Consider the following 26,276-nt stretch of genomic DNA (forward strand, 5'->3'; position numbering starts at 1 on the left):
TCGTCAGGGTTGGTGCACGCGAGCGTGCGCCAGGGATTCGATGACCTGGCATGCGGCGTCGAATTCGACGGTCTTGTCGAAGAAGTAGTCGGCTCCGGCCAACGCGCATGCCTCTCTGAATGCCGGCGCCGAGTGATTCGTCAGCACGATCGTGACGATGCGCGGCGCGGCCTTCGACAGCGTCCCGATCAGCTCGAGGCCGCTGCCGTCCGCCAGCCGCAGGTCGACGATCACCACGTCCGCCTGGCTGCTGCGGATATGGGCCCACGCGTCCTGGCCGTCTTCCGCTTCGCCGACGACGGCGACACCGCGGATCGCGCCGACGAGCAGCGCGATCCGCTGCCGGACGGCAGCGGCGTGATCGACGAGAAACACCCGGAGCGCGGCGGGTAACGGGCTGGCATTCATGCGGGCAGTATCGTGTTGCGCCGCCGAAAATGAAATCGGCCGAATTGGAAGTTGATGTAGGCCGCTGCGACGCGTTGTAGGGCGATTCCTACAACGCGTACGGGAAATCGCCGGCGCGGCTGCGAGGGGGCGATGCCGCGAGCGCGGCCGAAGGGGGGGCGTTGCCGGGTCAGCCGGCCTGGCGCGCAGCCAGCGCATCGCGCGCCGTGCGGCATGCGGCGAGATCCCACGCCGCACAGCCGACGCTCTTGAACAGCAGCGGCCCGGTGCGGTCGAATGCGCCGCCCAGCACGTCGGCGAGCGATGCGACGTGCTGCCAGTCGACCTGCGCGACGATCAGGTCGCCGGCCTCGTGGCGCGCGCCGGCCGGATCGTCGACGACCAGCCGGCTGGCGCGCACCGTGTTCGCGTCGATCTCGGCCGCGTCCGCGGTGAACGCGCCGACGCCGACCACGAGCCGGCCTGCGCGCGCGGCTTCGCGATAGACGGGCGTGCGGCTCGTCGTCAGCGTGACGACCACGTCGATCGCAGCGGGAATCGCGTCGCCGTCGAGCGGTACGAGACGCGGCGCCTGCGCGCGGTGCGCGGCACAGAATGCCGCTGCGCTGTCGGCGCGCGTGCCGCGCACGTGAAGGCGCGCTTCGGGAAAGATCGCGGCGAGCGCTTCCGCGTGATTGGCCGCCTGCTTGCCGGTGCCGATCAGCACGATGTCCTGCGGCGCGGCGCCATGCAGCGCCTGGATGCCGAGCGCGGTGATGGCCGCCGTGCGGCGCCCGGTGACCGTCGGGCCGTCGAGCGCGAAGCGCATCTCGCCGGTGGTCGCGTCGTAGGCGGTGACCTGGCCGAGGATCGTCGGCAGCCCGCGCAGGCCGTTGCCCGGGCACACGTTCACGAGCTTGTGGGTCGCGAGGTCGGGTGCGCTCGACGGCATCGACAGCATCACGCCGCCTGCCTGCAGCGGCACGACCAGGCGTTCGGGGCTGACGATCTCGCCCGCCGCATAGTCGGCGACGGCCTGCCTGAGCGTGGCGAGCAGCGCCGGGTAGTCGAGCAGCGCGGCCGTGTCGGCCGCATCGAAAACGGGAATCGGGGAAAGAGCGGTCATCGTGTACGTCGCATGCGTCGGTGAGCGTGGACGACGGGCGCATGCCGCGCCCGCCAAGAGCTGCCGGATACCGTGACACAGGGCAGTGTGGATCGAATCTATACCACTTGCTGGCCCACCTGCAACCCAGAAAATAAAGCGCCTCGCCGGTTTTGGTTCTAATATCTGTCCAGAAGGGCCGCCATGGCCTCGATGCCGGCGCGCTCCGGTATAGTGCGAACCCATTCCCGATTCACGCCCTCGACCGGGCAGGAGCCATACGATGATGTCCGCGCGTCCCGACACACTCGAAGGCGGTTTCAGGCCGCTGCAGATCTACGAGCAGGTGGCCGAGAAGATCCGCGACGAAATCCGCGCGGGGCGCTATGCCGCCGAGTCGCGGCTGCCGTCCGAGCGCGAGCTCGCAGGGCTGTTCCAGGTCGGCCGGCCGGCCGTGCGCGAGGCGCTCGGCGCACTGCAGAACGAAGGGCTCGTGTTCACGAAGCGCAATTCGGGCACCTACGTCGTCGCGTCGCCGCTCGACGTGCTCGCGGCGCGCGGCGACACGCACCGGGCGGCCGAACCCGATTTCAGCCCGACGTCGACGCTCGACGTGCGGCTGATCCTGGAGCCCGCGATCGCGCGCCTCGCGGCTGCGCACGGCCGCGCCGACCCCGGTGCCGAACGCTATCTGGCCCAGATGGAGACCATTACCGATGTCGACGATCCGCATCAGCGCGCGCTGTGGAACGAGAGCGACCGGCTGTTCCACCGCCAGCTGGCGTTGATGACCGGCGACGCGCTGATCGTGAAGATCGCGGACGAAGTCGCGAAGACGATGGACCAGCCGCTGTGGAAGCGGCTGAAGGACGACGGCATCTACGATGCGGGCCGGATCCGGCTGTACGTGTCCGAACACCGGCTGATCTACGAGGCGATCGTGTCCGGCGATGCCGATGCGGCGGCGTTCTATGTCGAGCAGCACATCCGCCGCGTGCGGCGCGACATCACGCCCAAGTGACCGTGCTGGGCTCGTTCTGGTCTGAAAAATGACCAGAATCGACATTTTTATTTTGAAATTGCTTGCATGGTAACCACGCGTATCCTACATTGGTTTCACACAAAACCAATCAGGAGACATCATGCGACACCTCGTTACCGCGCTCTCGGTGGCCATCGCCGCCGGCGCGCTGACTTCCGCGCAGGCGCAGGAAGCGGTCATGATCGGCCATTCGGCGCCGCTGACCGGTCCGCAGGCCGCGAACGGCAAGGACAATGAAAACGGCGCACGCCTGGCCGTCGACGAACTCAACAAGGCCGGCATCAAGGTCGCCGGCAAGACCGTCACCTTCAAACTGGTCTCCGACGACGACCAGGCCGATCCGAAGGCCGGCGTACAGGTGGCGCAGAACCTCGTCGACAAGGGCGTCGTCGCGGTGCTCGGGCCGTACAACTCGGGCGTCGCGATTCCCGCCTCGCGCGTGTACTCGACTGCCGGCGTGCCGATGCTGCCGGTCGCGTCGAACCCGGCACTGACCAAGCAGGGCTTCAAGAACATCTTCCGGATCGGCGCGAGCGACGAACAGCTCGGCGGCACGATGGCGACCTTCGCCGCGAAGACGCTGAACGCGAAGACCGCCGCCGTGATCGACGATCGCACCGCGTACGGGCAGGGCGTGGCCGAGCAGTTCATGAACGTCGCGAAGGCGAACGGGATCAAGATCGTCGACCAGGAATTCACGAGTTCGTCGGCCACCGATTTCCTCGGCATTCTCACCAAGATCAAGGCCAGCAACCCCGACGTGATCTTCCTCGGCGGCTATGCGGCACAGGGCGCGCCGATGGCCAAGCAGATGAAGCAGCGCGGCCTGCGCGCGAAGCTGCTCGGCGGCGACGGCATCTGCTCGGCCGACATGGGCAAGGTCGCGGGCGATGCGGCGTCGATCGTCTACTGCGCGCAGGGCGGCGTCGCGCTCGAGAAGACGGCGGCCGGGCGCGAATTCCTGAAGAAGTACCACGACACGTATCACACCGATACGCAGGTCTATGGCGTGAACTACTACGACGGGATGAAGCTGCTCGCCGACGCGATGGTCAAGGCCGGCACGACCACCGACAAGGCGAAGCTGATCGCGCAACTGGCGAAATCGAACTACACGGGCGTCGCCGGCACCTATTCGTTCGACGCGAACGGCGACCTGAAGGGCGCGCCGACCACCGTCTACGTGATCCGCAACGGCCTGCCGGAACCGTACGCGAAGTAACGGCCAGCCTGCCATCGGACGGCGGCGCGGCCGCCGTTCTTCGTTTCAACGCTTCCGATTCCCCCATGAAAATTTCCCGATCCCTTTCCACCGTCGAAGTCCATACGGGCGGTGAAGCGTTCCGCATCGTCACGAGCGGGCTGCCGCGCGCGCCCGGCGACACGATCGTCCAGCGCCGCGCGTGGCTCAAGGACAACGCCGACGAGATCCGCCGCGCGCTGATGTTCGAACCGCGCGGCCACGCCGACATGTACGGCGGCTACCTGACCGAGCCGGTGTCGCCGAACGCGGATTTCGGCGTGATCTTCGTGCACAACGAAGGCTACAGCGACCATTGCGGACACGGCGTGATCGCGCTGTCGACCGCGGCGGTCGAGCTCGGCTGGGTGCAGCGCACGGTGCCGGAAACGCGGGTCGGCATCGACGCGCCGTGCGGCTTCATCGAGGCGTTCGTCAAATGGGACGGCGAGCATGCGGGGCCGGTGCGCTTCGTCAACGTGCCGTCGTTCATCTGGCAGCGCGACGTGTCGGTCGAGACGCCGTCGTTCGGCACCGTGACCGGTGACATCGCGTACGGCGGCGCGTTCTATTTCTACGTCGACGGTGCGCCGTTCGACCTGCCGGTGCGCGAAGCGGCGGTGGAACGGCTGATCCGCTTCGGCGCGGAAGTGAAGGCCGCCGCGAACGCGAAGTACCCGGTCGTGCATCCGGAGATCCCGGAAATCAACCACATCTACGGCACGATCATCGCGAATGCGCCGCGCCACCCGGGATCGACGCAGGCGAACTGCTGCGTGTTCGCGGATCGCGAGGTCGACCGTTCGCCGACGGGTTCCGGCACCGGCGGCCGGGTCGCGCAGCTCTACCAGCGCGGGCTGCTCGCGGCCGGCGACACGCTCGTCAACGAATCGATCGTCGGCACGGTCTTCAAGGGGCGCGTGCTGCGCGAAACGACGGTCGGCGACATCCCGGCCGTGATTCCGGAAGTCGAAGGCAGCGCCCATATCTGCGGGTTCGCGAACTGGATCGTCGACGAGCGCGATCCGCTGACCTACGGTTTTCTCGTGCGCTGAGTCGCGGCGCGGCCGCCCGTTTGTCGTACCAGGCTTGGCGCGTCGTTCCCGTTGCGGGGCGCGCGCCTTTTTTGCGTGCGGACCGCCCGCGCAGCCGCCCCGGGTAGGTCGCCACCGGGCCATCGCCGTCCGGCGGCCCGCGCGAGTTTGGTACGATGCACCCTTTTCAGCCGAGCTCCACCCGCGTGAATCGCCGAAACGTGTCGTCAGTGCGTGCCTTCTGTGCCAGATGGGTCGCGCGCGCCCAACCCGTCGCGGCTGCCGCCGTCGCGCGGGTCAAGCCTCTCGCCGCCACCGCGTGGCGCCATGTCCGTCACCCGACGCGCCGCGGCGTACTGCTCGCCGGCGCCGCCGTGCCGGCGCTGTTCGTGGTGTACGTGGTCGTGCTCATCCCGTTCACGCCGGGCATCGGCGACATCCGCAAGGCGCGCGTCGACCAGCCCGCGCAGGTGCTGTCCGCCGACGGCAAGCTGCTGGCCGAATTCAAGCCGTCGAACCGCGAGTGGGTTCCGCTCAAGCAGATCTCGCCGCACATGGTCGACGCACTGATCGCGACCGAGGATCACCGTTTCTACGAGCACCACGGCCTCGACTGGAAGCGCACGGCGTCGGCCGCGCTCCACACGTTCTCGGGCAGCCGCCAGGGCGGCTCGACGATCACGCAGCAACTCGCGCGCAACTTGTATCCGGACGAGATCGGCCGTGCGCCGACGCTCACGCGCAAGGTGAAGGAGGCGATCACCGCGCTGAAGATCGAGGCGGTCTACAGCAAGGACCAGATCCTCGAGACCTACCTGAACACGGTGCCGTTCCTGTACAACGCGTACGGCGTCGAGATGGCCGCGCGCACCTATTTCGACAAGTCGGCCGACGAGCTCGACGTGCTCGACAGCGCGACGCTGGTCGGGATGCTGAAGGGCAACAGTTACTACAACCCGGTGCTGAACCCCGAGCGCGCGCTGCAGCGGCGCAATACGGTGCTCGGCCAGATGGTGAAGTACGGCAAGCTGTCGCCCGCGCAGTTTGCGCAGTTGCAGCGCCGGCCGCTGCGGATCGACTTCGAGCGCCAGAAGGAGCCGCCGGGGCCGGCGCCGCACTTCGCGCAGCAGCTGCGCAAATGGCTGATCGCGTGGGCCGACCGCAACGACTACAACATCTACTCGGACGGGCTGATCGTGCGCACGACGATCGACGCGCGGCTGCAGCAGATGGCGACGCAGGCGCTCACGCTGCAGGGCAACCAGCTGCAGGGCATCGCGAACAGCGCGTGGAGCGGCCGCGACGGCTGCGGCACCGACAACGAGGTGTTCCGCACCTTCATGCGCGAGTCGCCCGAGTACAAGGCCGCGCAGGACGCCGGCAAGGACGACGCGGCCGCGATGAAGCTGCTCGCGGCCGACCGTGGTTTCATGCGCGCGCTGTGCAAGACGAAGACCGACGTGCAGGCCGGCTTCCTCGCGATCGATCCGCGCGACGGGCAGATCCGCGCGTGGGTCGGCAGCCGCGACTTCACCCACGAGCCGTTCGACCACGTCGCGCAGGCGCGGCGCCAGCCGGGTTCGACGTTCAAGCCGTTCGTCTATGGCGTCGCGTTCGCGAACGGGATGAAGCCGGACGATACCTTCATCGACCAGCCGGTCGAGATCCCGTTGAAGGGCGGCGAGATCTGGCGGCCGAATGACGACGTGCCGCCCACCGGCAAGCCGATGACGCTGCGCGACGCGGTCGCGCTGTCGCGCAACCGGATCACCGCGCAGGTGATGGAGAAGGTCGGGCCGGCTGCCGTGGCCCGACTCGCACGGGACATGGGCGTGCGCGAAAGCCCGCTCGAACGCGTGCCGTCGCTGGCGCTCGGCACGAGCCCGGTCACGCTGAAGGAGATGGTCGCGTCGTACGCGACGATCGCGAACGGCGGGTTGTATGTCGAGCCGCAGATGGTGACGCGCATCGAGAACCGCCAGGGCGACGTGCTTGCCGAATACGCGCCGGCGCCGCCCGAGCGCGCGCTCGACGCCGAAACCGACAAGACGCTGCTCAGCGTGATGCGCGACGTCGTGACGCGCGGCACGGGCGGCAGCATCCGCACGCGCTTCGGGATCCGTGGCGACGTGGCCGGCAAGACCGGCACGACGCAGGACAACGCGGACGGCTGGTTCATCCTGATGCAGCCCGGCCTCGTCGCCGGTGCGTGGGTCGGTTTCGACGACGGCCGCGTGACGCTGCGCAGCGACTACTGGGGGCAGGGCGCGCACAGTGCGCTGCCGATCGTCGGCGATTTCTTCCAGCGTGCGCAGCGCGCCCGGCTCGTCGATACGAAGGCGAAATTCGATACCGAGCCGTCGCCGGGCTGGTTCGCGTCGCTGCGCGAACGCGCGACGGACCTGTTCGACACGTGGTTCCCGCCCGACGCGAAGAAGGCGCCCGCACCGGTCAGGACGCAGCGGGTGGAGCGGGCGCCCGAGGCGGATACCGACGAGGCGTCGGCCGCCTCGGCTGCCTCGGCGCCCGAAGCGGCATCCGGGGGCATCGTCGAGGAATGGGTGCCGGCGTCCGAAGTGGCCGCGTCGGCCGCCGCGCTGTCGGCGGGCGCGTCGCAGCCGCCACCCGCGCAGCCGCCCGCGGGGGCGAGCGCGGCCGGCGGAGGCAGCGCGGGCCTCGGCGCCGCACCGGCTGCCGCCCCTTCGACCGCACCGTCCCAGGCGCCGGCACCGGCCGCGCCCGACGCGACCGGCGCATCGCAGTAACGGAGCCGTTCAGAATTCGCGCGATGCTGCCGTAATCATGTTGTCATGACAGCTCGCGCGGTCGCTCCGCGCCGCCCCGATGAGGCTATCTACCGATTACGTCCCGCTCACGCGCGACGATCTCGCCGCCGGCGTCCCGCTCGGTTTCGATCTCTACGATGCCGACGGCGCCGCGCTACTGCCGGCCGGCACGACGCTGCGCGATGCCGCGCAGCATGCCTTCCTGTTCGACCATTTCCGGCCGGTACGGCGGCGCGACGACGCCGAAGCCGCGGCCGAGCCGCGCGCGCCTGACGCGGTGCCTCACGCGCCGCGGATGGGGTTGTCGGCGGGCGCTTCGATCGGCATCCGCCGCCGGGTCGGCACGACCCGCGGGCTGCAGCGCTGCCGGCTGATCGGCATCGCCGCGTCGGGCGCGCTGTTCGTCGAGCCGCAGCCGGCGGCCGCCCTCGACTTCGTACGGGGCGACGACATCGAGGCCGTGGCGATCGGCCGTGCCGCGGTGTCGCGGTTCGGTGCGACGGTCGAGTCGGTGCAGGCGGCGGGTGCCGCGCGGTTCCTGGTGCTGTCGCCGCCCGGCTTCGTCGACCGGCTGCGCACGCGTGCGGAGCCGCGCGTGCCGGTGCGGATCGCCGCCTGTTGCGCGGGCGGGTCGGAGGGCGCGGAAGGCCTCGGGATGGTGCACGACATCAGCTTGAGCGGCCTGTCGATTGCCGTCGACCGGCCGATCGCCGCAACCGGCGAACCCTTGCGCGTGCAGCTTCCGTACGCGGCGGGCGACCGGGTCGAGCTGCTGGCGCTCGACGGCACGGTGCGGGCCGTCCATGCCGACCCGGCCGCGCCCGCGCTGACGCTGCATCACGCGGCGTTCGGCGAGACCGGCGCCGACGACCTGATCCGCCTCAAGGCGCTGCTGTTCGACCGGCTCATGGCGCCGTCGGAAACCGACCGGCGGCGCTGATGCACGGCCGGACGCACGGGGCGCCGCGCCACGGTATTCAGCACGTGAATGCCGATAATCATCTGACGATTCGACGTATTCCGTGGCGATTGTCTGGTTTCCGTCAACAGTGAATTCGCGATTTAAGTATTTACCCTGATAGCGTCGCCTCCTAGACTTCTACTCATGCGCAACGACCCCGAGTCCGAAGCGCCTGACAAAACAATTCTGGAGGTAACCCATCATGAAATCGCTGATCAAGGCAGTTGCACTGGCCGCCCTGGTGGCCGCACCGGTCGTCTCGTTCGCCCAATCGAATCAGCAGCCGCTGACGCGCGCGCAAGTGCGCGCCGAGCTGGTCCAGCTCGAGAAGGCCGGCTACAACCCGAACGACTGGATGAACTACCCGGAGAACATCCAGGCCGCCCAGGCAAAGATCGCCGCCGCACAGAACACCGGCGCGCAAGCTGATGCAACGGGCTACGGTTCGAACCCGGCCGCGGCGTCGCAATCGGGCCAGCGCGTGGTCGTGCCGGCCGCCACCGACCGTTCGTCGGTGTTCTTCGGCCACTAAGCCAGGCAGCGCCCGCCAGGGCGCCCGGTTTGCCGTTTCATCCGAAACCCGTGCACGGTATCCGTGTACGGGTTTTGCATTTGGGCCGCTGGAATGGGCGGGGCTGCGTGAGCGTGCCGCGCCTGACGGGCATCACCGCGTGCTGCCCGCCCGCCGCGCCCGCGTCGCGAGCACGGTCGCGACGCCGCCGAGGATCGCGGCCGATGCGAGCGCGAGCCGCCAGGTCGGCTGTTCGGACAGGAGCAGCACGGCGCCGCACGCGGCGATGGGCGGGACGGACAACTGAACCGCCGCGGCGCGCATCGCCGTGAGGTGCCGTAGCGCGGCATACCAGACCACGTAGCCGAGGCCCGACGTCAGCGCACCGGAAAGCGCGGCGAGCGCGATGCCGGCCGGCGTGACGTGCACGCGCGCGGCGAGTGCGACACTCAGCGCGAGCGCCAGCGGCGCGGCGCGCAGGAAGTTGCCGGCGGTGGCCGCGACCGGATCGACGGGCCGACGGCCACGGATCGAATAGATCCCCCATGCGATGCCGGCTGCCGTCATCAGCGCGGCGCCGCGCGGCGTCGGCGCGGCGAGCCCGGGCGACACGAGATAGACCAGCCCGCCGAGCGCCGCGCCGAACCCGGCCCAGCCGGTCGCGGCAAACCGCTCGCCGGCATGCCATCCCGCCGCGAACATCGTCAGTTGCACCGCGCCGAACAGGATCAGCGCGCCGGTGGCCGCGCTGACGGTCAGATACGCAAACGAGAAGCACGTGACGTACACGAACAGCATCGCCGCAGCCGGCCAGTCGGCGGGCGGGGCGGACCGTCGTGCCCCCGCACGCGCGACGATCGCGAGCATCAGCGCGCCCGATACGAGGCGCAGGCTGCCGAAGCTGGCCGCGTCGATCCGTCCGGCCTGCAGCGCGAGCCGGCACAGCAGCGAATTCGATGCGAAAGCGAGCATCGCGATCGACGTCAGCGCGACGGCGCGCATGCCCGGCCGGACATGCCGCGCGAGGGCGGAGGCGGGCGGTCGCATCGCGGGCCTCACGCGTGGCTGGCGACGATCAGCACGGCCGCGCCGAACAACGCGGCGCCGAGCGGCGCGGTGAGCGCCTGCCCCCATGATGCGTTCTTCTCGAGGGCCATCAACGCGGCGAGCGCCAGCATCCAGCCGAGACTGCCGGCGCCGACGACGAACATCAGCAGCATCAGCGCCCAGCAGCAGCCGACGCAGAAGAGCCCATGGCTGACGCCCAATGCAAACGCGTGACGCATCGGCGTGCGGCCGCGCCAGCGGCTGATCACGAAACTGAAGGGGGTGCGGCACCGGTCGAGGCAGTGCGTCTTCAGTCCGCTGAACTGGAACGCGCCGGCGAGCGCGAAGACCGCCGCGCCGATCAACCAGCCGCGCCACGCGAGCGCCGGCACCCGCGCGACACCGGTCAGCAGCAGCCCGTGCAGCCCATGCGCGACGAGGCCGAAGCCGCTCCACGTGGCGACGTAGCCGATGCCGACGAGCGCGAGCAGGCGCGTCTGGTCGGGGCGGCTGGCGACGACGCGGGCGAACGCGTCGAACAGCGACAGCGTCGTCGGCAGCATCATCGCGAGGATCATCAGCGTCCAGCCGGCCGCGGTGAACGCGGCCGGCAGCCATAGCGCGCCGCCGGGCAGCGCGCGGCAAAGCGCGTTGAACGGTTCGGCCAACGTGCCGTCGCCGTGGTCGAGGTAGCGCCCGTAAGGACTGCGCGTCCACGCCCACAGGGTGAGCCAGGCGAACGCGACGAGACTCGCGAGCACGAGCGGAAACAGGCGCCGGTGCAGCGATGCGGCCATGACCGTGGGCGTGCGATCGCGCGTCACGCGTCGAACCGGAACGTGCTCTGCAGCGCGTTGTGATTCTTCAGGTCGACGTCGATGCCGATCGCCGCATTCTTCGACCGGTAGACGGGCGCCTTGCCGACGAACACCGGCGCGCCGGGCACCGTCGAGAACACGGTGTCGGTCAGCGTCGTCTGCGCGCCGCTCGGGCCGAGGTACGGCTCGAGTTCCGCGTGGTAGTCGGTGCCGATCGACAGCGTGCCGCGAGCCCCCTCGACATTGAACGTGATGGGCGCGCGTTCGATCGACACGACCGTGCCGATCAGTTTCGCGAGTTCGGCGATGGGGCCGCCGGCCTGGCCCGTGTAGACCCTGAGGAGCGCCTGCTCCTGCGCTTCGGACGCCGTGTCGCTGACGTAGATCGCAGCCGTCCAGTTGCCTTCGAGGATGTTGCCGGGCACCCGGCACACGGCGGCGATCGTGTTGCCGCCCACGTCGACGCCGTCGACGGTGCCCTTGTCGACATGCCACGCGACGATCGTGTCGCAGACGCCGAAATCGGGATCCTCGCCGATCCAGCACGGGCAGAGTACGCGACAGTTGCAGACCTCGAGCAGACGGCCTTCAAGGTGATAACTCATGATTCCCTCCAGGGGGCGACGGCGAAGGCACGTCGGGCCGGGGGGAGGAGGCTGGCAGACGAATCGTCACCCCGCTCGGCGATGCGAACGCGAAATGCGCTGAGGAATGCGCGGAAGCGGAGACGGGATGGATGCGATAGCGCGGGCCTGAAGCGGCGTATCGATTTTCAAGTGTAGGTGCGAAGGGGCGATATGCAAGCCGTCGCGGGCTGCGACACCGGCTGACAAGCCGGCGCGCGTGCGCTAGCATCGCGATCGGTGTCGCCCCGAGACGGCGGCCGATGCGCGACCGCGCGGCAAGCCCGGCACCGGGTTCCACGACTTCAACGAACAACAAGGAGCATCCATGCGTGTCTTGACCGGTCTGCTGTGCTCGCTCGCACTGGCGGCGAACCTCGCCCACGCGCAGGCGAATTGTGCCGACGCGACGGATCAGGGGGCGATGACGGCGTGCGCCGATCGCGCGTACAAGAAAACCGACGGGGAACTGAACCGGACGTACCAGGCCGTCACCGCGCGCCTGCGCGATACGCGGCCGCTCGCCGACAAACTCGTGAATGCGCAGCGTGCGTGGATCGCGTACCGCGATGCCGAATGCAGCTTCTCCAGCGCGAACGCCGAGGGCGGCAGCGTGTATCCGATGGTCGTGTCGACCTGCCTCGACGATCTGACGAAAGCCCGTACCGAAACGCTGAAGGGCTATCTGTCGTGCGAGGAAGGCGATCTCGCGTGCCCCGTGCCGGCGAAGTAAGCGGGTAAGCGGGGTGCTCCGCCCGGCTGCAGGCCGTGCGGCCGGCGGCACCTGAGATCCAGGCGGGGCCGGGCGTCGTCCGTTACACGTCGTCCGCTACACGTCGTCCGTTTCGTCGAGCAGCTTGTGCCGCATCGCGTAACGCACCAGCGCCGCTTCGTGCGGCATCTGCATCTTTTCCAGGATCCGCGTCTTGTAGGTGCTGACCGTCTTCGCGCTCACGCACAGCGCGTTGGCGATCTCCGTCAGCGTCTGGCCGGCGGCGATCCGCCGGAACACGTCGAATTCGCGGTCGGACAGCCGCTGGTGCGGCAGCGTCTCGGCCGGCTCGTTCAGGCTCTGCGCGAACTGCTCGGCCATCGCGAGGCTCACGTAGACGCCGCCTGACGCGACCTTCGTGACCGCGCCGACCAGTTCGGCGCTCGCGCTTTCCTTCGTCAGATACCCGGACGCGCCGGCGCGGAACGCGCGCACCGCGTACTGCTGCTCCGCGTGCATGGTCAGCACGAGGACGCGCAGCGCGGGCTTCTCGTCCTTGATCTGCTTGATCAGCTCGACGCCGTTGCGGCCCGGCATCGACAGGTCGAGCACGAGCACCTGCGCGGGCGTGGCGCGCACGAGCGCGATCGTCGACGGGCCGTCGCAGGCTTCGCCGGCCACCTCGAATCCGGTGGCGTTCTGGAGGATGTGCCGCAGACCGTCGCGTACGAGCGTATGGTCGTCGGCGATGAGCACCTTGATCATGTGATGAGCGTTTCCTGTTGGACGGTACTGAGCGGGAGCGCGACGGTGATCGAGAAACCGCGCGCGAGCGCGGTGTCGATCGTCACGCTGCCGCCCAGCATGTGGGCGCGTTCGCGAATGCCGATCAGGCCGAACGATTTGTCTTCATGGGCCGGGCCGCCGGGCGCCGAGCCGCGGCCGTTGTCCGCGACACGCAACACGCAGAAGCCTTCCTCGACGTCGAGCCGCAGCGCGACGCGCGTCGCATCCGCGTGGCGCGCGACGTTCGTCAGCGCTTCCTGGACGATCCGGAACAACGTGGTCGCGCCCGCGCTGGTGAACGTGAGCCCGCCGGTTTCGATGTGCCGCTCGACATCGATCCCGTAGCGGTTCGTGAAATCGTTCGCGAGCCATTCGATCGCCGGCACGAGGCCGAGATCGTCTAGCATCACGGGCCGCAGGTCGGCCGCGATGCGCCGCACCGACGCGACCGTCGCGTCGATCAGCCGTCGCATGCCCTGCAGGTGCGTCTGCACGTCTTCGTCGGGTTGCGTGCGACCCGGCACGCGCAGCTGCTGTTCGACCACCGACAGATCCATCTTCAGCGCGGTGAGCTGCTGGCCGAGGTCGTCGTGCAGTTCGCGCGCGATGCGGGTTTTTTCCTCTTCGCGCACGTTCTGCAGGTTCGCCGACAGTTCGCGCAATTCCTCGCGCGACTGCTTGAGCGCGTTATCGGCGCGCTGCCGCTCGGTGATGTCGCGCAGCATCACCGTATAGAGCTTGCCCGACGCGTCGCGGATCTGCGAGATCGACGCCTCGATGGGGAATTCCTCGCCGTTGGCGCGCAACCCGAACAGCACCCGCTGGCGGCCCATCTGGCGCTCGGACACGCCCGTCACGCCGAACTGGTCGACGTGCTTGGCGTGCGCGGCGCGGAACCGCTCGGGGATGAAGCGCGACAGCGGCGCACCGATCGCCTCCATCGCGGATACGCCGAACACCTGCTCGGCCATCGGATTGAAGATCACGACCGTCTGTTTTTCGTCGATCGTGATGATCGCTTCCATCGACGAACGGATGATGCCCATCATCCGCGCCTCGTTGAGGATGCCGCGGCTGCTCGCGCCCGGATCGGCGGCGGAGCGGCCGCGCAGCAGCGCATGGATCAGCACCGCGAACGCGATCGACGCGATCAGGCCCGCGGCGAGCACGGTGCCGGCCGCGCGCTGCGCGCCGGTGGCGCTCGGGCGGCCGTCCGCGGAATACGCGAGCGTCAGCACGGTACCGCCGAAATTCAGCTCGTCGGTGCGCCGCATCAGGTCGGGCGATGCCGACGCCTCGTCGGTCGTCGTTTCGACGCTGACGATCGCGCGCCGATCGCCGCCGGCGGCGATCCACACGTCGATCCCGCGTTCCGCGTCGAGCGCACGCTCGACCAGGCGCCGCGGGCTCAACGCCGCGAACAGCACGCCGTCGGCGCCGGTTTCGCGCAGGCCGGGCGGTGCGGCGGCCGCATGCGGCGACGCGGCGACCGGCAGGAACAGCGTGAAGGTGCGGGCGTCGCGGGACGTGTCGTCGTCGGCCGGGTGGACGCCGAGCGCGACGTCGCCCGTCTGCAGCGCGCGCGTGAGCGGCGCCGCATCGGACGCGCCGAAGCGTACGACCGGTGAATTCGACGCCGGTGCGCTGAGCGCGGCGGTCGCGAGCGTGCCGGCCGGCATCGGCTTCGCGCCGGCGAGGGCCGTGCGCGTCGCGGGCGGCAGCGGGGCATAGCCGATCTGGCGAACCGGCGAGCGCCCGCTGTCGAGGTCGAGCATCTCAGCATACCGGCGCCATTGTTCGGGCGTCATGCCCGGGACGAGGTTGAACGCGCCGCGCGCGCCTTCGAGCACGGCCGCGCTGGATTGCAGCTCATGGCGGAGCATCGCCGTCACATGCGTCGTGCGGCGTTCGAAACGCGTATGGACGGCGCCTTGCCACTGCTCGCGCACGAGCAGCGCGACGCCGAGCGACAGCACGGCGCCGGCGCACAGGGCAACGACGCTGGACGCGAGCGGCTGGCGTAACATGGTCTGGAGGCGCGTGGGCCCTCGGGTGTCACGCGTCGGGGTTCCACTTGCGGTCATTCGATTGGCATTCTGTTGTCAGGGGCCGCCCCCTGGCACCGGGAGCAGCACAGCAAGACCGGGCGAAACTCGCACCGGCTGCGCGCAACGTCTAATTTCAAGATGAAATTGTGCGCGATTTACATGTTTTTTGTAATGGGGTCACTGGAAATTGCGGCAACCGGCGTGAAGCAGCGGGCGCGCCGGCCGCGCTTGACGCGCATCAACGGGCGCGTCGGCACGTGGGGCAGACTGTTCGGCAGGCCATCCGGCATCGGGCCGGGTGGCGATGACGGGCCGCCGTCGCGCGACGCGCGATGCGTGCCCGGTCGGAGGGACGGACCATGTACAAGCGGATTTTCGTCGGGCTCGACGGCAGCCCGAGCGCGCGTCTCGCGCTGAACGAGGCGATCCGGATCGCGGCGGCGTCCGGCGGCGACGTGACCTGCGCGTATGTCGTCGAGCACCGGCCGCAGCTCGTCGACGTCGATGCGGGCTTCGCGGCCGCGCGCGAGGGCGAGGCGGCCGCGACCGATGCCGTGACGCCGGCGCTCGACGACGCGAAGGCCGTGCTCGCGCAGGCGCATGTATCGGGCACCGTGCGCGCGCTCGACGCGTACGGCGAGGATGTCGCCACCGTGCTGATGCGCACGGCGGCCGAAGCCGATGCCGACCTGATCGTGATGGGCACGAGCGGGCGGCATGGCCTGCGCCGGCTGCTGCTCGGCAGTGTCGCCGAATCGCTGCTGCGCGCGGCCGACCGGCCCGTGCTGCTGGTGCGGCACAGCGAGACCGGCACGTCGGCGGCTGCGTGACGCACGCGGCAACGCACCGACGTTGACGCACGCACGGTCGCGGGCGGCGGTCGTCTCGCGCATTCGTAGGATGACGGCCTGATGAAACGGAAACGCCCCGCGCACGGCGGGTGAGCGCGACTGCCGCTGCCGACACATCGACCGCGCGAGGGCGGCACGCCCGGTGTCCCCCCGCGCGATCGCGTGCCGGCGGTTGCATCCCGACATGCAGTTCTGGCAGCATCGACCGGTGTCCGCTTGTTCGCCGCGCGCATGGCCGCGGCGATCGACGCAGCAGCATCCGGCGATAGGCGACCGCGTTCGCGATGAGCGAGGCGACGCCGTCCGCCGGGTGCCCGGTTCCTTACCTTACCGACGTCATCCGCCATGCCGATATCCGCGACCGACCTGATTCGCCAGTTCGACCTGCAGCCGCATCCCGAAGGCGGCTATTTCCGCGAAACCTACCGTGCGGCCGATTCGGTCGTGCGTCCGGCCGACGGCGCGCCACGCGCCGCGTCGACCGCGATCTATTACCTGTTGTGCGACGGCGCATATTCGTCGTGGCACCGGATCCGTTCCGACGAAGTCTGGCATTTCTACGCGGGTGACCCGATCGAAGTGTGGGTGCTCGACGAGCGCGACGGGCTGACGATCCACCGGCTCGGCAACCCGCTCACGCATCCGGGCACCGTGTTCCAGGCGGTCGTGCGGGCCGGGAGCTGGTTCGGCGCGCGCTGCGCGTTGCCGGAGCATGTCGCGCTCGTCGGCTGCACGGTGGCGCCGGGCTTCGAGTTCGCGGAATTCGAGCTGGCCGACGCGGCCGCGCTGGCCGCCGCGTTTCCCGATTACTCGGAACACGTCGGGCAGCTTGCCCAGCGCACCGACATGTGACTGTCACGGCGGCGCCACCCCGGGGCGCGAAGCCCGTGCCGATGGTGCGTGTTCCGCGCGGCCGCGGCCAAACCCGTTTAGAATGCCGTGGTGCATCGGGTCGGCCGCGGGCGTGCCGCGGCGGCCGTTGCCCAGCGGTGCCGACGGCCCTCGTCGCACGGCTGCATGCCTTCCAGGAGCGCCGCCGTGTGGCACTTTCCCATTGCTATTCCATCGTCGCTCGGCCCCTGGGCCGTGTTCGCGAGCGTGTTGATCACGCAGCTCGGCGTGCCGGTGCCGGCCGTGCCGATGCTGATTCTCGGCGGCACGATGGCGGCAATGGGGCAGGCGTCCTGGGTCAGCATGTTCGCGGCGGCGATCGGCGCGACGATGCTGGCCGATTCGCTGTGGTTCTTCATGGGCCGCACGCGCGGCCGGCGCCTGCTGAATGGCCTCGTGCGCTTCTCGCTGTCGCTCGACACGACGCTGCGTTTCGCACGTAACGTCTTCGAAAGATACGGCGCGCCGCTGCTGGTGCTGTCCAAATTCCTGCCGGGCCTCGGCCTCGTGTCGGCGCCGCTGCTCGGCACGACCGCGATCGGCGTCGGCGTGTTCCTGTTCTGGGACCTGGCCGGCGCATCGCTGTGGGCCGCGTTCTGGCTGGTCGGCGGTGCGGCCATTCACGACCAGATCGTCCAGTTCGTGCTGTGGGTGCGCGCGAGCGGCGGCACGATCCTCGATGCATTCCTCGCGATCTTCATCACGTTCCTGCTGTACCGCTGGGTGCGTCGCGTGCAGTTCCGCCGCTATCTCGCGCAAGTGCGCATCTCGCCGCCGCAGCTCGTCGAAATGATGACGTCGGACGAGCCGCCGCTGATCTTCGACGCGCGGCCAAAAGCGATCCGCGAGCGCGAACCGTACCGGATCGCCGGCGCGGTGCCGGTCGATCTCGATTCGCCGGACCTGCTCGATCCGGAGATGCTGAAGCGGCCGATCGTCGTGTATTGCGTGTGCCCGAACGAAGCCACCGCGAAGCGCCTGATCGCGAAGATGCAGCGCAAGAAGATGATCCACAACATCCGCGCGCTGAAGGGCGGCCTCGATGCGTGGGAAAAGCACGGCTATCCGGTCGAGCCGATGCCGGCCGATCTCGATGCGTCGCGGTATTTCGTGCGGCCGGATCACGGTGCGATCGAAGGCGAATATACGGTGCGCGCGACACTGTCGAAATAAATCCAAGTGCGAGCGTCGCGCGCATTCGAATTCCATTACCGGTTTCACGCCCCGCGATTTTTACGAAAATCGGCTGGCGTGAAACGGCTTATCCTCCCTATAATCCCGCCTGCATAATGCGTGCGCCTGATCGCGCACCTTCGACGCGTGTTCGTTCGCGCCGAAAGCGATTGATCCCGTCGCCGTCCGTTACGCGCACAGCCGCGTTGAACGGGCCGCGCGGGCGTATTCCGTGAAAGGCCCGATCCGTTTTCCGGATTGTTTCGGAACATACGGATAATCGGCGGCGATTCCCATCGGATTGACGCAACATCCGTGTCGTTTCTAATTCAGAAAACGACGGCGGAGATTATTTCGTTTTCGGCATGCCGGGATCGGCATGAACGGTCGCGCATTGATATCGACAATGACGGCGGCCCATTCGCGGTTGCCAGGAGACGGACTTGAAACAACCAGAAGACCAGTTGCATCGAGGGCTGGAAGAGCGGCACATCAACCTGATGGCGCTCGGCGCGACGATCGGCGTCGGCCTGTTCCTCGGCTCGGCCACCGCGATCCGCGTCGCCGGCCCGGCCATCCTGCTGACCTACCTGCTGGGCGGCATCGCGATTTTCCTGATCATGCGCGCGCTCGGCGAGATGGCGATTGCCAATCCCGTCGCCGGCGCGTTCAGCCGCTACGCGCGCGACTACCTCGGGCCGCTCGCCGGCTACCTGACCGGCTGGACCTACTGGTTCGTATGGATCGTCACCTGCATGGCGGAGATCACGGCCGTCGGCGTCTACATGCACATGTGGTTCCCCGGCGTGCCGAACTGGATCTGGGCGCTCGCGGCGCTCATGGCGATGGGCTCGGTGAACTTCATCGCGGTCAAGCTGTACGGGGAATTCGAGTTCTGGTTCGCGCTGATCAAGATCGTCACGATCGTGCTGATGATCATCGGCGGCGGGTTGATGATCGCGTTCGGCATCGGCAACGGCGGTGTCGCGATCGGCCTGTCGAACCTGTGGGCGCACGGCGGTTTCATGCCGAACGGCCTGAACGGCGTGGTCGCCGCGTTGCCGATCGTGATGTTCGCGTATCTCGGCGTCGAGATGCTCGGCCTCACCGCCGGCGAGGCGCGCAACCCGGAGAAGTCGCTGACGAAGGCCGTGAACTCGGTGTTCTGGCGCGTGCTGATTTTCTACATCGGTGCGCTGTTCGTGATCATGTCGCTGTATCCGTGGGACCAGATCGGCACCCAGGGCAGCCCGTTCGTGATGACGTTCTCGCGGCTCGGCATCCCGGCGGCGGCCGGCATCATCAACTTCGTCGTGCTGACCGCGGCGCTGTCGTCGTGCAACAGCGGCCTGTTCAGCACCGCGCGGATGCTCTACAACCTCGCGCAGCAGGGCCAGGCGCCGAGCAAGCTCGGCCAGGTCAATCGCAACGGCGTGCCGGTGTACGGCGTGATCGTGTCGGTCGCGCTGCTGCTGATCGGCGTGCTGCTCAACTATCTCGCGCCGCAGCACGTGTTCACGTGGCTCACGTCGGTGTCGACGTTCGGCGCGATCTGGACGTGGTGCGTGATCCTGATCGCGCAGATGCGCTTTCGCCGCACGCTGTCGGCCGACAAGATCGCGCGCCTGCCGATCCGCGTGCCGTTCTATCCGCTCGGTTCGTTCGTCGCGCTCGGCTTTCTCGTGCTGGTCGTCGTGCTGATGGCGTTCACGCCCGACACACGCGTCGCGCTCGTGATCGGGCCGGTCTGGATCGTCCTGCTCGGCATCACGTATGCGCTGTTCTACGCGAACCGTCCGGCGGCATCGGTGCCGACGAAGTCGTAAGCCGCACGGGCAGGGGCCCGCGCGACCCTTGATCACGATCATGCACGCGCGGGCCGGACGACCTATGCTGAACGAATCGATTGTCCGCGTTTCGCGTGGCAACCCGCCGATCCCCGTGACCGCCGCGACCGCGGCGGTGGCCCGGCCGCCGTGCGCCGCTTCCGCGCGAAGCTCCCGTCGTCGTTCCGCGGCGACGCGCACGCACGGAGGCCTTCGCCATGCAGCCTGCCCAGCCCATCCCGACGCTTGCGCGGATCGCGCTGGCCGTCGATCCGACGCCCGAATCGCTGTCCGCCGCGCGCTATGCGCGCACGCTGCTGCGCCCCGGCATGCGATTGCGCATCGTCTGCGCCATCGACAACCCGCGCCTCGTGTTGCCCGACATCCCGCGCATCGACGCACTGCTGACGTCCGCGCGCGAGGACCTGATGCGCGACGCGCAAGCCATCAACGAACGGATCGCGGCGATGTTCGCCGGCAGCGGTGTCGAGGTCGAGCAGGCCATCATCGATACGTCGGTGACGGGCGGCTCGGTGGCCGATGCCTTGGTGAGCGATACGTCGGCATGGAACGCGGACGTGCTGATGGTCGGCGCGAATCCGCATCACGGGCTGCTGCGGCTCGTCGAAGGCGCGATGTCGGACACGTTGACGACACGCGTGCGCTGCGCGTTGCTGATCGTGCCGGCAGCCTACGTACGGCCGTCGGACGGCGGCCTGCAGCGGCTGATGTTCGCGGTCGACGGCAGCGAGCCGTCGCTGCACGCGGTGCGCGTCGGGCTCGGCTTCGCGACGCCGACGACGTTGCTGTATGCGGCCTACGTGATCGATCGCGCGGTTCGTCTGACGGATATCGTGCCGGTGCGCGCGCTCGAGGATGCCTATCGCGCGGAGGGCGAGGATGCGCTCGCGAAGATCGGCCCGCTGTTCCATGCGACCGGGAACCCGAGCAAGCGCGGTGTCGTCGAAACCCGCCCGACCAGCGACGACGTCGCTCATGCGCTGATGCGCGACGCCGTGCACTGGCGCGCCGAACTGCTGGTGGTCGGCACGCATGGCAGGCGCGGCATCGCCGCCTGGCTGATCGGCAGCGTGGCGCGCCGCATAGCGCATCTCGCACAGGTGCCGGTCCTCCTCGTGCGCGGTGCCGAATAAATCGTGCGATGTCGAGAGCGAAGCAGGCTTGGCTTGACCTGCATCAGAAACGGCGTGCCTCGCGCGTGAGACATTGAAGGAACGTCCGGCGACACCGCCGGTCTGTCGTGCATGTACCGCGCAGCCACGCTGCAACACGCGTGTTGATGGCGGTGATCGACGGTGCATTCACAGCCGTGACATCAATTTCCGGAGCCGCACCGTGCGATGCACGGCGCGTCATCCGACCGAGAACTCTCTGGCACGAGGGTAGGCAGCCACGGTTGCCTTGGAGGACGGGCGGGGTGCAAGTCACCCCGTCCGCTTTCCGCGTTCGTGTTGTAGTTGGCCCCGTCTGGATTGCTTTCCCCGCAGGAATCGTCGTCATGGCCGCCGCGTCGAACGGCGCGTCATGAGGCGTGATGGCGCGCGGTGGCGCCGATGCGGATCGGTGAGGATCGCGGCAGGTGCGCCGCTCGCTGTAGTACAGGCGCGGCGTGCGTCAGGCGCTGCGACGTCGTGAGACATTCAGCCGTTGCACGGCCCCCGCGCCGCCCAACGGCTGCCTGCATGCTCAGGTGAAGCGAACCATCGACCGCAGGTCGTGCCGTCGGCCGGGAGCGCGGCGCACCCGCGGACGCTGACGCCCGACATGCAGCGGCGCGCACGCGCTGCACATGCGGTTGCGCAGGCGGTTCGCGTGCGGCCAGCCGGGGCGCGCCTTGCGACGTGGCTCGGCATCGGCCGGCGCGTCGGGTGCGGCCCGCGCGCAGAGTGCCGCGGCGAACCGTTGCAACGCGAGCACCGAGCCCGCGACGCTCTGGTACTTTTCGCGGCCGATCTGCCCGTCGAGCGTGACGAGCAATCCGGCCTCGCGCGCCAGCGCAAGCAAGGTGTCGATATTGTCGGACGGAAGGTTGCCCGCCGACACGGGCTGGGCAGGCAGGGCGCGCGCTTTGCCCGACGCGCGCCGCTGGCCGTCCCGGCCCGGTAAGTTGCGATGTGCCATGATTGGTCTCCTGCGCCAGGCCCCGCATGCCGGCTCGACGGCCGGCTGAGCGATGACCCGTATGAACGTTTCGTCCATGTCACCAGTATCGTGTCGCGCCCGTGCGCTGCCAAGCAGCGCGCGCTGAAGTCGCTGTCAGGTAATGCGCGGCACCTATAGGAATCCGCTGACACGCCGGCCCGTTCGTTCGGACGAATGGGGAGCGCGCGGAGGGGATCGCTTGACGCATGATTTCGGCCGGTCTAACTTGGCCAGTGCATCGGCGTCGGGCAACGTTCCATCGTTGGCCTGTGTCAGCCGGTGCCGCGCCCCGGGGTGGCGTGGCAGGGTTTCCAGTCTCGTTCGCGGGCAGTTTGCGCCGCGAATCTTGCGCGGCCGGTTCGGGGACGGATCGGCACGGCGGCACGCAACGTGCCGTTGATCGCGCACAAACATGCGCCGGCGCATCGCACGCCGCGCCGCCGTTCAGTCTTTAAGCTTCCGGTACCTTCTTCTTTTCGTTCCTCGACCGTCAGGAGTCCGTCGATGTCCAAGGACAGTTTGCTCGATTCACTCAAGGAAGCCGCCAAACAGCGTGCGATCGGTTCGGATCAGTTGCGCGCGATGCTCGACGACGAAGTCCGCGCGCTGTCGTCCGACGCGCGGGTGCACGACTACATCCACGTATTCGCGATCCGGCACCTGCGCGAACGGATGCGCCGACAGGACGATCTCCACGACGACACGCGTGCAGATGTGCCCGCGGACGCCGATCCGCGTCCGAGCCATCGCCTGTGACGGGCGAGCGCCGCGGCGGATGCGCGGACGTGACACGATCCGTGGCCGTGGCCAGGGCCAGGGCCGGATCCTGATCGACATTCATACGTTGATCGACAGCGAACCGGCCCGTTCCAGCGCGCTTCTTTATCGCCGTGCCCGGGATCGACGGGGCCGTCGTCGCTTCCGCAGGCGGTGCGCACACGGCGCCGCACAGCACAGTCATCCTGACGATCCGCTAACAACCCGCCTTACGTTTCGTCATACTTTCACTGAATTGTCACAGCGGTCTCAAGTAAGTGGCGCGATTGCCGTTTACCCGGTGAATTCGTCCACCGGGCGTTCGCGCTCCCTTACCGAGTCGTTGCCATGCTCTCGTCCATCCGCGCCCGCATCCTTGCCGCGTGCGTTGCCATCGTCGTATTCGCGCTGGTCGCCACCACGCTCATCAACTATTTCATCGCGCGCTCGTACAACGACGACGCGATCGACCGCAACCTGACCTCCGTCGCCAGCGGCCACGTGGTCGGGATCGCCGACTGGGTCGCCACCCGGAGCCGGATGATCGCGTCGCTGCAGGATGCCGCGCTGACGCCCGATCCGCTGCCGGTGTTCAAGCAGATGGCCACGGCCGGCGGTTTCACGAACGTCTACGCGGGCTACGCCGACAAGGCGTTCCACTTCTCCGACCCGACCGGCATTCCGCCCGACTACGATCCGACCGGCCGCCCGTGGTACAAGCAGGCCGCGCAGGCCGGCAAGCCGGTCGTCACGCCGCCGTACGTCGACGCCGGCACGGGCAACCTCGTCGTCACGTTCGCGGTGCCGATCCTGCGCGATGGCGCGGTCAAGGGCGTCGTCGCGGCGGACGTCTCGATGGACACCGTGATCGCGAACGTGAAGACGATCCACCCGACGCCCGCGAGCTTCGGGATGTTGATCGACAGCAGCGGCCACGTGGTTGCCCACCCGGACGCGAAGCTCACGCTGAAGCCGGTCGCCGACGTGTCGCCCGAACTCGGCGCGACGAACGGCGCGACGATCGCGGCCGCGGCCGCGCCCGTCGAGGTGACGGTCGGCGGCGACGCGAAGCTGGTGCGCGCGCGCCCCGTGCCGGGCACGGACTGGTACGCGCTGGTGCTGCTCGACAAGAACGAAGCGACGGCCGGGATGCGCTCGCTGCTGACCGCGTCGCTGATCACGCTGCTCGTGATCGTCGGCGTGGCGTCGCTGATCATCGGCGCGATCACCGCGACCGCGTTCCGCCGCCTGTCGCAAGTGCGCCAGGCCATGGCCGCGATCGGCTCGGGCGCCGGCGACCTGACGCAGCGCCTGCCGGCCGACGGACGTGACGAAGTGGCCGACATCGCCCGCTCGTTCAACAGCTTCGTCGACAAGCTGAACGACGTGATGCGCCAGATCCGCGATGCGAGCGAATCGGTGCGCACGGCCGCGAACGAGATCGCGGCGGGCAACCAGGACCTGTCGTCGCGCACCGAATCGGCGGCGGCGAGCCTCGAGGAAACGGCCGCGTCGATGGAAGAAATCACCGCGACGGTGGGCCAATCGGCCGCCGCCGCCGGCCAGGCCGACGAACGCGCGGCGGCCGCGTCGCGGATCGCGTCGCACGGCGGCGTGGTCGTGTCGGACGTCGTTGCGACGATGGAGAAGATCGAGGAAGCCTCGGGCCGCATCGGCGACATCATCGGCGTGATCGACGGGATCGCGTTCCAGACCAACATCCTTGCGCTGAACGCGGCCGTCGAAGCGGCGCGCGCGGGCGAGCAGGGCCGCGGCTTCGCGGTCGTCGCGCAGGAAGTGCGCAGCCTCGCGCAACGCAGCGCGCAGGCCGCACGCGAAGTGAAGGTGCTGGTCGAATCGACGGTCGCGAGCGTGTCGGCCGGGTCCGGGCAGGTGCGCCAGGCGGGCGACACGATGCGCGAGATCGTGTCCAACGTATCGAACGTGACGACGATCATCTCCGAGATCACGCACGCCGCGAACGAGCAGACGCGTGGCATCCAGGAAGTGAATCGCGCGGTCACGCAGCTCGACGAAATGGTGCAGCAGAACGCGGCGCTCGTCGAACAGTCGACCGCCGCCGCGACCGCGCTGCAGTCGCAGGCGAACGCGCTGGCGACCACGGTCGGGCGGTTCAAGGTCGCTTGACGCGGCGCGCGGGAAAGACGGCCGCGCCGCTCAGGAGCGGCCGTTGTCGCGCATCAGCGCGAGCCGGTTGTAGAGCGTTTTCAGGCTGATCCCGAGCGCTTTCGCGGCGCGCGGCTTGTTGCCGTCGAAGTGGCGCAGCGTCGCCGCGATGAAGCGCTGCTGCGCATGGTGCAAGGTCGCGCCGAGCGGCAGCGCCATCGTGTTCTCCGACAGGCGCTCGGGCGGCATCGCCGGCTTCGGCAGCGTGACGTCGATGCCTTCGTCCGCCAGGATGTACGCGCGCTCGATCGTGTTGTGCAGCTCGCGGACGTTGCCGGGCCACGAATACGCGCGCAGTGCGGCGATCGCCGCGTCGGTCAGCCGCTTGTGCGCATGGTGCCGCGCGTTGAGCGCGTCGACGAATTCCAGTGCGATCGTCTCGATGTCGCTGTCGCGCTGGCGCAGCGGCGGCACGTACAGCGCGAACGCGGCGAGACGATAGAACAGGTCCTCGCGCAGCCGGCCGTCGCGCACGGCTTCGGCCGGGTTGTGGCGCGTGGCCGACACGATGCGCACGTCGAGCGCAATCGGCTCGGTGCCGCCCACTCGCACGATCACGTTCGATTCGATCGCCCGCAGCAGCTTCACCTGCAATGACGCGGGCATTTCCGCGATCTCGTCGAGCAGCAGCGTGCCGCCGCGCGCGGCTTCGAAGAACCCTTCGCGCTGCGCAATGGCACCCGTGAAGCTGCCTTTCTCGTGCCCGAACAATTGCGATTCCGCGATATCGGGCGGAATCGCGCCGCAGTTCACGGGGACGAACGGGCCGTCGCAGCGGGCACTGAGATCATGCAGCCGGCGTGCGACGATATCCTTGCCGACCCCGCTTTCGCCGGCAATCATCACGCTGGCGCGGGTCGGGGCGATCTTCTCGATGCGGCCGAGCAGCGTGCGCATCGCGGTGGACCGGCCGGACAACCGGCGGCCGTCCGCACGTTGCTTCGACCGGTTTGCGGTTTCTCCCATTGGCATGGATCGGCATGGGTGGGGCCGTTTTGAAAATCGGCACCACGCGCTCCGTTGATTGCAATATTTTCATCGACAGCGAAACGACCACGAAGGTGCCGCAAAATAGAAATTTCCAATGTACGCGGCGGGGACGGAAGAAACAGGCCATCGAGTCCTGACGCGCATCGCGGCACTCCTGTGCCATCCGGGGTCGTATCGGTGCTTTTTTACAGAATTTCGATGAAAAAGCTGGTCATGACCAACGTGCGTTGATGCAGCGCGCGACACCGGCCGGTGCTCAACCGGTTACGGCACACCCGACAGACGGAGTCAGGCAGGCAGCCATCCTGCGATACGCGCCGGGCATGCCGCTTGCGGATG

The 26,276-nt window shown here is 68.6% G+C and carries 22 protein-coding genes and 1 pseudogene; 14 read left to right on the plus strand and 9 right to left on the minus strand.

The annotated features are described in order from the left end of the window. Positions 1-3: 3 nt before the first annotated feature. Together LGM89_RS28260 and lhpI are read right to left on the minus strand one after the other, a co-directional pair. Positions 4-408 carry a response regulator transcription factor gene (locus LGM89_RS28260; RefSeq protein WP_226274662.1) on the minus strand — a complete coding sequence of 135 codons (405 nt, stop codon included), beginning with the start codon at positions 406-408 and terminating at the stop codon, positions 4-6. A 169-nt stretch (positions 409-577) separates the two neighbouring features. Continuing rightward, positions 578-1,513 carry a bifunctional Delta(1)-pyrroline-2-carboxylate/Delta(1)-piperideine-2-carboxylate reductase gene (gene lhpI, locus LGM89_RS28265; RefSeq protein ID WP_226274663.1) on the minus strand — a complete coding sequence of 312 codons (936 nt, stop codon included), beginning with the start codon at positions 1,511-1,513 and terminating at the stop codon, positions 578-580. A gap of 262 nt (positions 1,514-1,775) precedes the next feature. Between lhpI and LGM89_RS28270 the strand changes: the two genes are divergently transcribed. The 6 genes from LGM89_RS28270 to LGM89_RS28295 all read left to right on the plus strand — a co-directional run bounded on the left by LGM89_RS28270 (position 1,776) and on the right by LGM89_RS28295 (position 9,087). Then, positions 1,776-2,513 carry a FadR/GntR family transcriptional regulator gene (locus tag LGM89_RS28270; RefSeq protein WP_226203419.1) on the plus strand — a complete coding sequence of 246 codons (738 nt, stop codon included), beginning with the start codon at positions 1,776-1,778 and terminating at the stop codon, positions 2,511-2,513. 121 nt (positions 2,514-2,634) lie between these two features. Then, on the plus strand, positions 2,635-3,756 hold the full coding sequence (locus tag LGM89_RS28275; protein WP_226274664.1) for a branched-chain amino acid ABC transporter substrate-binding protein: 1,122 nt from the start codon (positions 2,635-2,637) through the stop codon (positions 3,754-3,756). Positions 3,757-3,821: 65 nt separating this feature from the next. Beyond that, complete coding sequence (lhpH, locus tag LGM89_RS28280; protein ID WP_089432659.1) at positions 3,822-4,829, plus strand: trans-3-hydroxy-L-proline dehydratase; 1,008 nt, start codon at positions 3,822-3,824, stop codon at positions 4,827-4,829. Positions 4,830-4,984: 155 nt separating this feature from the next. Further along, positions 4,985-7,573 (plus strand): penicillin-binding protein 1A, encoded by a 2,589-nt coding sequence (locus LGM89_RS28285; protein ID WP_226274665.1) that lies wholly within the window; start codon positions 4,985-4,987, stop codon positions 7,571-7,573. A 79-nt stretch (positions 7,574-7,652) separates the two neighbouring features. After that, positions 7,653-8,534 carry a PilZ domain-containing protein gene (locus LGM89_RS28290; RefSeq protein ID WP_226274666.1) on the plus strand — a complete coding sequence of 294 codons (882 nt, stop codon included), beginning with the start codon at positions 7,653-7,655 and terminating at the stop codon, positions 8,532-8,534. 223 nt (positions 8,535-8,757) lie between these two features. Continuing rightward, entirely contained in the window at positions 8,758-9,087 is a 330-nt protein-coding gene (locus tag LGM89_RS28295) for a DUF4148 domain-containing protein (protein ID WP_069251539.1), read from the plus strand. A 132-nt stretch (positions 9,088-9,219) separates the two neighbouring features. Here LGM89_RS28295 and LGM89_RS28300 read toward each other — a convergent pair whose 3' ends face one another. From LGM89_RS28300 to LGM89_RS28310, 3 genes are read right to left on the minus strand one after another with little or no spacing between them, the layout of a single operon-like run. Beyond that, the gene (locus tag LGM89_RS28300) at positions 9,220-10,113 is read right to left on the minus strand and encodes a DMT family transporter (protein ID WP_226274667.1); all 894 of its coding nucleotides are present in this window, start codon (positions 10,111-10,113) and stop codon (positions 9,220-9,222) included. 8 nt (positions 10,114-10,121) lie between these two features. Next, entirely contained in the window at positions 10,122-10,910 is a 789-nt protein-coding gene (locus tag LGM89_RS28305; protein WP_089498132.1) for a DUF2182 domain-containing protein, read from the minus strand. Between the two features lie 23 nt (positions 10,911-10,933). Beyond that, positions 10,934-11,536 carry a DUF1326 domain-containing protein gene (locus LGM89_RS28310; RefSeq protein ID WP_089458173.1) on the minus strand — a complete coding sequence of 201 codons (603 nt, stop codon included), beginning with the start codon at positions 11,534-11,536 and terminating at the stop codon, positions 10,934-10,936. Between the two features lie 346 nt (positions 11,537-11,882). Here LGM89_RS28310 and LGM89_RS28315 point away from each other — a divergent pair, with 346 nt between their 5' ends. Then, positions 11,883-12,287, plus strand: coding sequence for a lysozyme inhibitor LprI family protein (locus tag LGM89_RS28315; RefSeq protein WP_226274668.1), 405 nt, complete (start codon positions 11,883-11,885; stop codon positions 12,285-12,287). 96 nt (positions 12,288-12,383) lie between these two features. On the opposite strand, the gene LGM89_RS28320 is transcribed toward LGM89_RS28315, so the two are convergent. Both LGM89_RS28320 and LGM89_RS28325 read right to left on the minus strand, forming a co-directional pair. Further along, positions 12,384-13,031, minus strand: coding sequence for a response regulator transcription factor (locus tag LGM89_RS28320; RefSeq protein WP_006483707.1), 648 nt, complete (start codon positions 13,029-13,031; stop codon positions 12,384-12,386). Next, complete coding sequence (locus tag LGM89_RS28325; protein ID WP_226274669.1) at positions 13,028-15,136, minus strand: PAS domain-containing sensor histidine kinase; 2,109 nt, start codon at positions 15,134-15,136, stop codon at positions 13,028-13,030. Before LGM89_RS28325 ends, LGM89_RS28320 begins: the two co-directional genes overlap by 4 nt. A 323-nt stretch (positions 15,137-15,459) precedes the next feature. Between LGM89_RS28325 and LGM89_RS28330 the strand changes: the two genes are divergently transcribed. From LGM89_RS28330 to LGM89_RS28350, 5 genes are all read left to right on the plus strand, one after another. Continuing rightward, entirely contained in the window at positions 15,460-15,930 is a 471-nt protein-coding gene (locus LGM89_RS28330; RefSeq protein WP_226274670.1) for a universal stress protein, read from the plus strand. A gap of 366 nt (positions 15,931-16,296) precedes the next feature. Further along, positions 16,297-16,803, plus strand: coding sequence for a cupin domain-containing protein (locus LGM89_RS28335; protein ID WP_226274671.1), 507 nt, complete (start codon positions 16,297-16,299; stop codon positions 16,801-16,803). Between the two features lie 186 nt (positions 16,804-16,989). Continuing rightward, positions 16,990-18,015: a DedA family protein/thiosulfate sulfurtransferase GlpE gene (locus LGM89_RS28340; RefSeq protein ID WP_041493311.1), complete on the plus strand. Its 1,026-nt coding sequence runs from the start codon at positions 16,990-16,992 to the stop codon at positions 18,013-18,015. A 443-nt stretch (positions 18,016-18,458) separates the two neighbouring features. Beyond that, the gene (locus LGM89_RS28345; protein WP_089496997.1) at positions 18,459-19,841 is read left to right on the plus strand and encodes an amino acid permease; all 1,383 of its coding nucleotides are present in this window, start codon (positions 18,459-18,461) and stop codon (positions 19,839-19,841) included. A 218-nt stretch (positions 19,842-20,059) separates the two neighbouring features. Then, entirely contained in the window at positions 20,060-20,995 is a 936-nt protein-coding gene (locus LGM89_RS28350) for a universal stress protein (protein WP_089496996.1), read from the plus strand. A gap of 553 nt (positions 20,996-21,548) precedes the next feature. On the opposite strand, the gene LGM89_RS28355 is transcribed toward LGM89_RS28350, so the two are convergent. Then, entirely contained in the window at positions 21,549-21,983 is a 435-nt protein-coding gene (locus LGM89_RS28355; protein ID WP_089496995.1) for a hypothetical protein, read from the minus strand. Between the two features lie 525 nt (positions 21,984-22,508). On the opposite strand from LGM89_RS28355, the gene LGM89_RS28360 reads away from it, so the two are divergent. Together LGM89_RS28360 and LGM89_RS28365 are read left to right on the plus strand one after the other, a co-directional pair. Further along, positions 22,509-22,760 (plus strand): DUF3562 domain-containing protein, encoded by a 252-nt coding sequence (locus LGM89_RS28360; protein ID WP_226274672.1) that lies wholly within the window; start codon positions 22,509-22,511, stop codon positions 22,758-22,760. Between the two features lie 348 nt (positions 22,761-23,108). Further along, entirely contained in the window at positions 23,109-24,908 is a 1,800-nt protein-coding gene (locus LGM89_RS28365; protein WP_089496994.1) for a methyl-accepting chemotaxis protein, read from the plus strand. Between the two features lie 30 nt (positions 24,909-24,938). Here LGM89_RS28365 and LGM89_RS28370 read toward each other — a convergent pair. After that, positions 24,939-25,986: pseudogene (locus LGM89_RS28370) on the minus strand (sigma-54 interaction domain-containing protein). Positions 25,987-26,276 lie beyond the last annotated feature (290 nt).

The sequence above is a fragment of the Burkholderia sp. AU31624 genome, from assembly GCF_020420065.1.
Classification (GTDB): Bacteria; Pseudomonadota; Gammaproteobacteria; order Burkholderiales; family Burkholderiaceae; genus Burkholderia.

Coding starts and splice junctions, on each gene's coding strand:
- LGM89_RS28260 (WP_226274662.1), bottom strand. CDS start 408: ATGAATGCCAGCCCGTTACCCGCCGCGCTCCGGGTGTTTCTCGTCGAT.
- lhpI (WP_226274663.1), bottom strand. CDS start 1,513: ATGACCGCTCTTTCCCCGATTCCCGTTTTCGATGCGGCCGACACGGCC.
- LGM89_RS28270 (WP_226203419.1), top strand. CDS start 1,776: ATGATGTCCGCGCGTCCCGACACACTCGAAGGCGGTTTCAGGCCGCTG.
- LGM89_RS28275 (WP_226274664.1), top strand. CDS start 2,635: ATGCGACACCTCGTTACCGCGCTCTCGGTGGCCATCGCCGCCGGCGCG.
- lhpH (WP_089432659.1), top strand. CDS start 3,822: ATGAAAATTTCCCGATCCCTTTCCACCGTCGAAGTCCATACGGGCGGT.
- LGM89_RS28285 (WP_226274665.1), top strand. CDS start 4,985: ATGCACCCTTTTCAGCCGAGCTCCACCCGCGTGAATCGCCGAAACGTG.
- LGM89_RS28290 (WP_226274666.1), top strand. CDS start 7,653: ATGAGGCTATCTACCGATTACGTCCCGCTCACGCGCGACGATCTCGCC.
- LGM89_RS28295 (WP_069251539.1), top strand. CDS start 8,758: ATGAAATCGCTGATCAAGGCAGTTGCACTGGCCGCCCTGGTGGCCGCA.
- LGM89_RS28300 (WP_226274667.1), bottom strand. CDS start 10,113: ATGCGACCGCCCGCCTCCGCCCTCGCGCGGCATGTCCGGCCGGGCATG.
- LGM89_RS28305 (WP_089498132.1), bottom strand. CDS start 10,910: ATGGCCGCATCGCTGCACCGGCGCCTGTTTCCGCTCGTGCTCGCGAGT.
- LGM89_RS28310 (WP_089458173.1), bottom strand. CDS start 11,536: ATGAGTTATCACCTTGAAGGCCGTCTGCTCGAGGTCTGCAACTGTCGC.
- LGM89_RS28315 (WP_226274668.1), top strand. CDS start 11,883: ATGCGTGTCTTGACCGGTCTGCTGTGCTCGCTCGCACTGGCGGCGAAC.
- LGM89_RS28320 (WP_006483707.1), bottom strand. CDS start 13,031: ATGATCAAGGTGCTCATCGCCGACGACCATACGCTCGTACGCGACGGT.
- LGM89_RS28325 (WP_226274669.1), bottom strand. CDS start 15,136: ATGACCGCAAGTGGAACCCCGACGCGTGACACCCGAGGGCCCACGCGC.
- LGM89_RS28330 (WP_226274670.1), top strand. CDS start 15,460: ATGTACAAGCGGATTTTCGTCGGGCTCGACGGCAGCCCGAGCGCGCGT.
- LGM89_RS28335 (WP_226274671.1), top strand. CDS start 16,297: ATGCCGATATCCGCGACCGACCTGATTCGCCAGTTCGACCTGCAGCCG.
- LGM89_RS28350 (WP_089496996.1), top strand. CDS start 20,060: ATGCAGCCTGCCCAGCCCATCCCGACGCTTGCGCGGATCGCGCTGGCC.
- LGM89_RS28355 (WP_089496995.1), bottom strand. CDS start 21,983: ATGGCACATCGCAACTTACCGGGCCGGGACGGCCAGCGGCGCGCGTCG.
- LGM89_RS28360 (WP_226274672.1), top strand. CDS start 22,509: ATGTCCAAGGACAGTTTGCTCGATTCACTCAAGGAAGCCGCCAAACAG.
- LGM89_RS28365 (WP_089496994.1), top strand. CDS start 23,109: ATGCTCTCGTCCATCCGCGCCCGCATCCTTGCCGCGTGCGTTGCCATC.